The sequence below is a fragment of the Caballeronia pedi genome, from assembly GCF_001544915.2.
GTDB lineage: Bacteria > Pseudomonadota > Gammaproteobacteria > Burkholderiales > Burkholderiaceae > Caballeronia > Caballeronia pedi.
This window is the reverse complement of sequence record NZ_FCOE02000089.1, coordinates 1-6,878: the sequence shown is the minus strand read 5'-3', so window position 1 is coordinate 6,878 and position 6,878 is coordinate 1. Positions and strand designations below refer to the sequence as shown.

The 6,878-nt window shown below is 62.2% G+C and carries 9 protein-coding genes; 3 read left to right on the top strand and 6 right to left on the bottom strand.

The annotated features are described in order from the left end of the window. Positions 1-267: hypothetical protein (locus AWB80_RS44740; RefSeq protein WP_208635774.1), on the top strand; the 267-nt coding region annotated here is incomplete at its 5' end. Here AWB80_RS44740 and AWB80_RS42400 read toward each other — a convergent pair. Continuing rightward, the gene (locus tag AWB80_RS42400) at positions 245-550 is read right to left on the bottom strand and encodes a protealysin inhibitor emfourin (protein ID WP_061180563.1); all 306 of its coding nucleotides are present in this window, start codon (positions 548-550) and stop codon (positions 245-247) included. The genes AWB80_RS44740 and AWB80_RS42400 overlap by 23 nt on opposite strands. After that, positions 550-1,563 carry a M4 family metallopeptidase gene (locus AWB80_RS42395; protein WP_244207066.1) on the bottom strand — a complete coding sequence of 338 codons (1,014 nt, stop codon included), beginning with the start codon at positions 1,561-1,563 and terminating at the stop codon, positions 550-552. The genes AWB80_RS42400 and AWB80_RS42395 overlap by 1 nt, the downstream gene beginning before the upstream one ends. Before the next feature lie 305 nt (positions 1,564-1,868). Between AWB80_RS42395 and AWB80_RS42390 the strand changes: the two genes are divergently transcribed. Continuing rightward, entirely contained in the window at positions 1,869-2,267 is a 399-nt protein-coding gene (locus tag AWB80_RS42390) for an FKBP-type peptidyl-prolyl cis-trans isomerase (protein ID WP_061180561.1), read from the top strand. A gap of 178 nt (positions 2,268-2,445) precedes the next feature. Continuing rightward, the gene (locus tag AWB80_RS42385) at positions 2,446-3,171 is read left to right on the top strand and encodes a Crp/Fnr family transcriptional regulator (protein ID WP_061180560.1); all 726 of its coding nucleotides are present in this window, start codon (positions 2,446-2,448) and stop codon (positions 3,169-3,171) included. On the opposite strand, the gene AWB80_RS42380 is transcribed toward AWB80_RS42385, so the two are convergent. The 4 genes from AWB80_RS42380 to AWB80_RS42365 all read right to left on the bottom strand — a co-directional run. Further along, entirely contained in the window at positions 3,135-3,818 is a 684-nt protein-coding gene (locus AWB80_RS42380; RefSeq protein ID WP_061180559.1) for an aspartate/glutamate racemase family protein, read from the bottom strand. The two genes, AWB80_RS42385 and AWB80_RS42380, sit on opposite strands and share 37 nt — an antisense overlap. Positions 3,819-3,845: 27 nt before the next feature. Next, positions 3,846-5,348 carry a sugar ABC transporter ATP-binding protein gene (locus AWB80_RS42375; RefSeq protein WP_061180558.1) on the bottom strand — a complete coding sequence of 501 codons (1,503 nt, stop codon included), beginning with the start codon at positions 5,346-5,348 and terminating at the stop codon, positions 3,846-3,848. After that, on the bottom strand, positions 5,345-6,286 hold the full coding sequence (locus AWB80_RS42370) for a sugar-binding protein (protein WP_061180557.1): 942 nt from the start codon (positions 6,284-6,286) through the stop codon (positions 5,345-5,347). The genes AWB80_RS42375 and AWB80_RS42370 overlap by 4 nt, the downstream gene beginning before the upstream one ends. Before the next feature lie 37 nt (positions 6,287-6,323). After that, on the bottom strand, positions 6,324-6,878 hold a 555-nt coding region (locus tag AWB80_RS42365; RefSeq protein WP_208635773.1), incomplete at its 5' end, for an ABC transporter permease.

The window sequence follows — 6,878 nt, the reverse complement described above, 5'->3', positions numbered from 1 at the left end:
TGCTTCAGCCCCGAAAGACTGAAACCGCACTCGCTATCAAGCGCCCACACTTATCGGCTGTTAGTTTTTAAAGAGCATTGCGCTGAGAATCTGCTTCGCGAGTTATCTGCTTTCGCTTGCTTTCTTGCGCGCCGTCATTCAACGGGAGGCGAATTATGCAGACTGATTTTCGTATCGTCAAGCGTCTTTTTTCAAAAATCTTATCGGGTCAGATTTACCGCGGTCATTTGCGATCCCGCATCCCTCACCGATGCCCATGCTGCTTGAGAAAATTCATCAGCGCGGCGAACGCCGGCGGCACGCCCGGATCGGCGGCCTTGAGTTCGAGCTTGCCGTCGTCCCCGGCGATGCTGATCCGATAGCTCCGCGCATCCGGCATCGGCTTCCTGGCGCTCGGCCGGGTGGCGCCGCCCTCCGCGCGCGCAGCCGAAATCAGTCGGGCGAACTCGGCGCTCTCGCCGGGCGACAAGTCCGCCGCTTGCAAAACGATCGGCCGCGCGAGCCCAGGAAAGTACCCCACCCCACCTTCGATGAACAATTCCGCCTGCATCACAAGACACCGACCTGATGCCACGCCTGAGTGACCGCCTTCGATTCGGCGCTGTTCGTCCCGAAGAGCCGGTTGGCGTTCGACACGGTGAGGCGCGCGAAACTCTTGAAGCCCGTCGTCGCCTTGATGTGCGAATCGTTCAGCGTCTCGTACCAGATCCGCCCCGCCTTCTCCCACGCGTTACCGCCGATATCCAGCGCCGCAAGACAGAACGCGCGATTCGGAATGCCCGAATTGATGTGAACGCCGCCGTTGTCCTGCGTCGTCTGGACATAGCCACTCATGGTCGCCGGCTGCGGATCCTTGCCGAGCACGGGGTCGTCGTACGCCGTGCCCGGCTCTTTCATGGAGCGCAGCGCGACGCCCTTCACGCCCTTCGCTAGCAGCCCCGCCCCGATGAGCCAGTCGGCCTTATCGGCTGTCTGCTTCAGCGTGTATTGCTTGATCAGCGAGCCGAACACATCGGAGACGGATTCGTTGAGCGCGCCCGCCTGACCCGAATATGCGAGTTCGGCCGTGTGCTCCGTCACGCCGTGCGTGAGTTCATGACCGATCACATCGAGCGAGATGGTGAATCGATTGAAGAGTTCGCCGTCGCCATCCCCGAAAACCATCTGCTGCGAATTCCAGAACGCGTTGTCGTACTTGTCGCCGAAATGCACGGTGCCGATGAGCGGCATGCCGGCATCGTCGATCGAATTGCGTTGGAACACCTCGAGATAGAACTCGAACGTGTCGCCGAGGCCATCGTAGGCTTCGTCGACGCACGGATCCTTTGTCTTCTTCGCGCCCTCGGCGCGCACGATGGTGCCCGGCAGCGTTTCGGTATTCTTCGCCGTGTAGATCGTCCGGTGCACGACGGGCGCGACGGCGGGCATCTGCCCCGCGCGCTTGGGCACGAGCGTCGCGGCCTGCACGGAGCGGAACTGCCGGAACGTGTGGTCAGCCGACAGGGTATCGATGGCGAGCGAGCGTTGCTGAGCGGACCCGTTCTTCGCGATCGCCACAAGCATGTGCGGTGGCAAGATGCAATAGATCGAGTGAGCGCGGCCTGACCGGGAACCAATGCACATGATTGCCTCCTGAGCGTGATGAGGAAGGTGAAGTCACGCGCGGCGCTTTTCTACATGTTGCTAATGGAAAATTGAACCGACCTGTCGATGAAGAAGTCACGTTCGCGCCAGATCATCATAGGTACTCCAGATAGTGCCAATACGTCAATTGTTCCGACTGATCCGCTAAACGTACCGATGCGCGATCGGTCGGGACCACGAAAAGCTCCCGATATAATCAGCAGGTCATTCAACCAGGACATCGCATGAAATCAGTCATCGCTCTCATCGCCGCATCGACCATCGCCTCGGCCGCGTTCGCCGCCAACAACATCGACAAGTTGCCGTCAGGCGTGGTCGTCGAGCATCTCAAGCAAGGCACTGGCCCGCAACCGACCGCTGACGACATCGTGCGCGTCAACTATCGCGGCACGCTCGCGAACGGCACCGAGTTCGACAACTCGGAGAAGCACGGCGGACCTGCGACATTCCCGCTCGGCCGCGTGATTCCGTGCTGGACCCAGGGCGTGCAGAAGATGAAGGTCGGCGGCAAGGCCAAGCTGACCTGCCCGGCAGCGACCGCTTACGGCGATCGCGGTGTCGGCGCCATCCCGCCGAACAGCGATCTCACGTTCGAAGTCGAACTGCTCGGTATCGGCAAGTAATTCGAGTCTCTGAAATCGACGAGCCGCGCGACGCGATCAGGCGTCGCGCGGACCCGTCGGACGAATGTGCGAGCGTCGATGTGTAGAATGGCCACGTCCCTAGGCGCAAGGCCCGCCGCATTCATTACGAATAGCTGATAAGAGAGCCGAATCGCAAGACAAATTTAAGGAGACGAACATGTGGTTTGTCGGCAAAAGCGAACTACTCTCTCTGATCCAACGTCATTGCCTCGATGAGGTGATGCCCGCCTTCAGCGACCATCGCACACTTCGCAAGAACACCATCGTGTATCGCCCGGATGAGTCGAGCGAACACGTCTATTTGCTCAAGAGCGGCAGTGTGAGGCATTTTCGTCTCACGGAAGACGGGCAGGAAATCACCCTCGCATTCGTCAAGGCCGGCATGATCTTCGGCGACGGTGATGTGCTCAACCAGGCGAACTATTCGCATCACGCGCAGACGCTCGCGCCCAGCATGGTCTGCTATATCCGCAAACGGGACTTCAAGGACCTGCTCGCGCGCTACGAGGTCATCAACGAATTCGTGCTACGGAATCACTATTTGCGCTGGCAGGAAGCGCAGCGACTGATCGAAAACCTCTCGCTGCACGACGTGAGAAAGCGCCTCACGAACATTCTCGTGATGTTCGCGGGACAGGTCGGCGCGCCCTGCGATTACCTCGAACAGGGCGATGCCATCCTGATCGACCTTCCGATCGCGCAGGACAAGCTCGCGGAATTCATCGGCACGTCGCGTGAGTCGGTGAACCGGCATTTCAGCGATCTCAAGGCCGAAGGACTCGTCGACATGCGCGAGCGCAAGATCGTGCTCACGCCCGCGTTCATCGCGCGTTTCCTCAGCAAGGCTCAGACGAGCGCGGCGCCGGCCCTCGTGTCGCTCTGAGCGAGCGCGCGTTTCACCGCGGCCACGCCGCTGTGCGGGCTCGACAGCACCGGCACCGGCAATGCGTCGAGCGTCGGCACGAGCCGCGCCATCGATACTTGCGCGAGCACGATCACATCGACATGATCAGCAAGATCGACGATCGCGCGTCTGAGGATATCGTCGTGCTTCGCCCCGTCGCCTGCCAGTAGCGCTTCGAACGCGCCCTCGGCGATGCATTCCGTCACGTCCACCTTGCGTTCGTGCTGCACGGCCTTCCTGCGAATGAGACGCGCGGTGGGCTCGAGCGTGGTCGACACCGTCGCCACGACGCCGACACGCGCGCCGAGCGCGCACGCCTGCTCCGCCATTGATTCGTCAACCTTGATGATCGGTGTGCGAATCATGCCGCGCAGCACGTCCGTCGCCTCGCCCACAGAAGAGCACGCGTTGAGAATGAGGTCCGCACCCATCGCCTGGGCGTTCGACATATAGCTGAAAAGGCGCGCCGTCACTTCGGGCGTCAGGCGGCCAGCGGCTCGCACATCGGCGAGCAGGCTGTCGTCGACGATATTGACGACGCGCGCATCCGGCAACTGCTGCGCGAATTGCGCCTTCAAAGGCTCGACGGTCACTGGTCCGGTGTGCACTACGACGATCATGGTCATGACTGGTCCGTATTCGTTCGTGGATGATCAGGCGGTGGCGAGCGCCATCACCTTTTCCTGCGATGCTTCGGCGCGGCTCAGCTCGCCGCTGATGCGACCTTCGCGCACGGTCAGGATGCGGTCGCTCAGCGCGAGCACTTCGAGCAGATCCGATGAAATCACGATCACGCCGATGCCCTGCGCCGCGAGCCTCGCGATGAGCGCATGCACTTCCGCCTTCGCGCCGACATCGATGCCGCGCGTCGGCTCATCGACGATCAGGACTTTCGGATTGCGCGCCACCCATTTCGCGATGACGATCTTCTGCTGATTGCCGCCGCTCAGGTTCACGACTTTCTGCTCGACACCAGGCGTCTTGATGCCGAGCATGCGCACGTATTGCTGGCAGCTTTCGCGTTCGCGCGCGTGCTGCACGAACTGAAACGGCGAATAGCGTCGCAGATGCGTGAGGCTGAAGTTCTCGCGCACGCTCATGCCGAGCACGAGGCCTTGCGCCTTGCGATCTTCGGTGACGAAGCCGATGCCCGCGCGAATCGCATCGTGCGGATTGCGAATCCTGACCGGCGCGCCGTCGATCGACACCGATCCGGTCGATGCGCGCATGCCGAAGATCATTTCCATGATCTCGGTGCGCCCGGAACCGACGAGGCCCGCGATACCCAGCACCTCGCCGCGATGCAGCGTGAAGCCGATATCGCGGATTCGCGCCTCCGCCTTCTTCACCGGCTTGAGCGACAGACCGCGAACTTCGAGCACGGGCGTCTCGCTCGCATGAGATTGCGGCTCGCCGTAGAGTTCGCTGAGTTCGCGATCCACCATCTGCCGCACCAGCGTTTCGCGCGTCACTTGCGCAATCGGCGCGGTGCTCACAGTGCGGCCGTCGCGCAAGACCGTCACGCGATCCGCGAGCTCGAAGATCTCTTCGAGACGATGCGAGATGTACACGACCGCGATGCCGCGCTCGCGCAGACGCTTCACGAGGCCGAGCAGCACGCCCGTTTCGTGATGACTCAGCGATGCGGTGGGCTCGTCCATGATGATCGCCTTCGACTGCGCGCTGAGGGCCTTGGCAATTTCGATCATCTGCTGCTGGCCGACGCTCAGCTCGCTCACGCGCGTAGCCGGATCGATGTCCATGTCGATCGTGCGCAACACGTCGCGCGCTTGCGCATGCATGCGCGCTCGATCGATGAAACCGAATCGCGTGCGCGGCTCCTTCGCCAGAAAGATGTTCTCGCCGACCGTCAGGTTCTCGACCACCGCGAGTTCCTGATAAATGATGTTCACGCCGAGCGCGCGTGCGTGATTGCTGTCGGCGAGCGCGACTTCGCGCCCTTCGATGAGAATCGTGCCGCCCGGATCGGGCGCGTAGATGCCAGTCAGGACCTTCATCAGCGTGCTCTTGCCCGCGCCGTTCTCCCCGGCGAGCGCGAGCACTTCGCCGCGATGGATGTCGAGACTGACGCCATCGAGCGCCTTCACGCCGGGAAACGTCTTCGAGATATCGCGCATCTCGAGAAAGGGCGTCATTTCGTGTAGCTGCCCATGTTGTCCTTCGTCACGACGGTCACGCCGGTGTCGATGTCCTTCGACTGCGCCTCCGTGCCCTGAATCTGCGCGACGAGATGCTGAACCGCGAGCGAGCCCATCGTGACGGGGCGCTGAACCATGATCCCCTGTATATAGCCTTCCTTCAGGCCTTTGAGCGTATCGGGCAAGTCGTCGAACGCCAGTACTTCGAGCTTGCCCTTCATCGCGCCGAATTCCTTCGTGTTGAGCACCTTCGCCACCGCCGGGCCGCCAACCTGACTCACGCCGAAGATGCCGCTGAGGTTCGGATGCGCGCGCAAGGTCGTCTCGACGACGGACACGCCGCGCGCGAGGTCGTCGTCCGTGCCCTGCGTCTCGACGATCCGGATGCCCGGGTACTTCGCGAGGCTGCGCTTGATGCCCGCGATGCGCTCATTCAGATTCACCGCACCGAGCTGGCCGGTGACGATCGCGACTTCGCCCTTGCCGTTCAACGCACGGCCCATCGTGTCGGCCATCGTCTCTCCGGCCTGCACGTTGTTCGTGCCGATGTACATCGAGCGGCCGCTATTGGGCGAATCTGAGTCGTAGGTCAGCACTTTCACGCCGCTCTGCTCCGCGCGCTTCATCACGCTTTCGACCGACTTCGGCTCGTTCACCGAGATCGCGATGCCGTCGACATGGCGCGAAATCAGGTCTTCGATGATCTGCACTTGCGTCGAACCTTGCGTGTTCTGCGGCACGACCCATTGATACTTGACGCCGGCCTTGTCGGCGGCGGTCTGGGCGCCCTTGTTGCAGTCGTCGAAAAACGGCACCGCGACCTTGGGTATCACGGCGACCGAGATGTCTTTCGCGTCCTTCGCGTGCGCGATGCCGGCGCAGACGGCGGACCATGCGAGCAGCGCGCTCGCGACGATTCGTGGCGTGGGTTTCATGCTTCGTCTCCTGTGATTGTTTTCGACCTTCCCTGCTTCAGCGACCCTTGCGGCGCACGCGCCAGATGTCGATGCTCACCGCGATCAGGATCACGCAGCCGGTAATCGCCTGCTGCGCATAGGTATCGATGTTCAGCAACACCACGCCGTTGGTGATGATGCCCGCGAGCGCCGCGCCGATGATCGCGCCCTCCACGCTACCCGCGCCACCCGACAGACTCGCGCCACCGATCGCCGCCGCCGCAATCACGTCCAGCTCCGCGCCGAAACCCGAAGCGGGTTCGGCCGACACGAAGCGCGAGAACGCGATCACGCCCGCCATCGACGCGATGAATCCCGACAGCATGTACACCGTGAATTTGACGCGCGCCGTGCGCACGCCCGAGAGCCGCGCGGCGACTTCGTTGCCGCCCGTCGCGTAGACGTGGCGGCCGAAACGCGTCTGACGCATGACGATGGAGAAGATCACGGTCATCGCCAGCAGGATGACCACCGGAAACGGCACGAAGCCGATATAGCCCTGCCCGATGAAGGTGAAGGCATCGGGCACATCGGGCGTGACCGGCACGCCCTTGGTGATGATGTACATGAG

Coding starts and splice junctions, on each gene's coding strand:
- AWB80_RS42390 (WP_061180561.1), top strand. CDS start 1,869: ATGAAATCAGTCATCGCTCTCATCGCCGCATCGACCATCGCCTCGGCC.
- AWB80_RS42375 (WP_061180558.1), bottom strand. CDS start 5,348: ATGACGCCCTTTCTCGAGATGCGCGATATCTCGAAGACGTTTCCCGGC.
- AWB80_RS42385 (WP_061180560.1), top strand. CDS start 2,446: ATGTGGTTTGTCGGCAAAAGCGAACTACTCTCTCTGATCCAACGTCAT.
- AWB80_RS42370 (WP_061180557.1), bottom strand. CDS start 6,286: ATGAAACCCACGCCACGAATCGTCGCGAGCGCGCTGCTCGCATGGTCC.
- AWB80_RS42395 (WP_244207066.1), bottom strand. CDS start 1,563: ATGCTTGTGGCGATCGCGAAGAACGGGTCCGCTCAGCAACGCTCGCTC.
- AWB80_RS42380 (WP_061180559.1), bottom strand. CDS start 3,818: ATGACCATGATCGTCGTAGTGCACACCGGACCAGTGACCGTCGAGCCT.
- AWB80_RS42400 (WP_061180563.1), bottom strand. CDS start 550: ATGCAGGCGGAATTGTTCATCGAAGGTGGGGTGGGGTACTTTCCTGGG.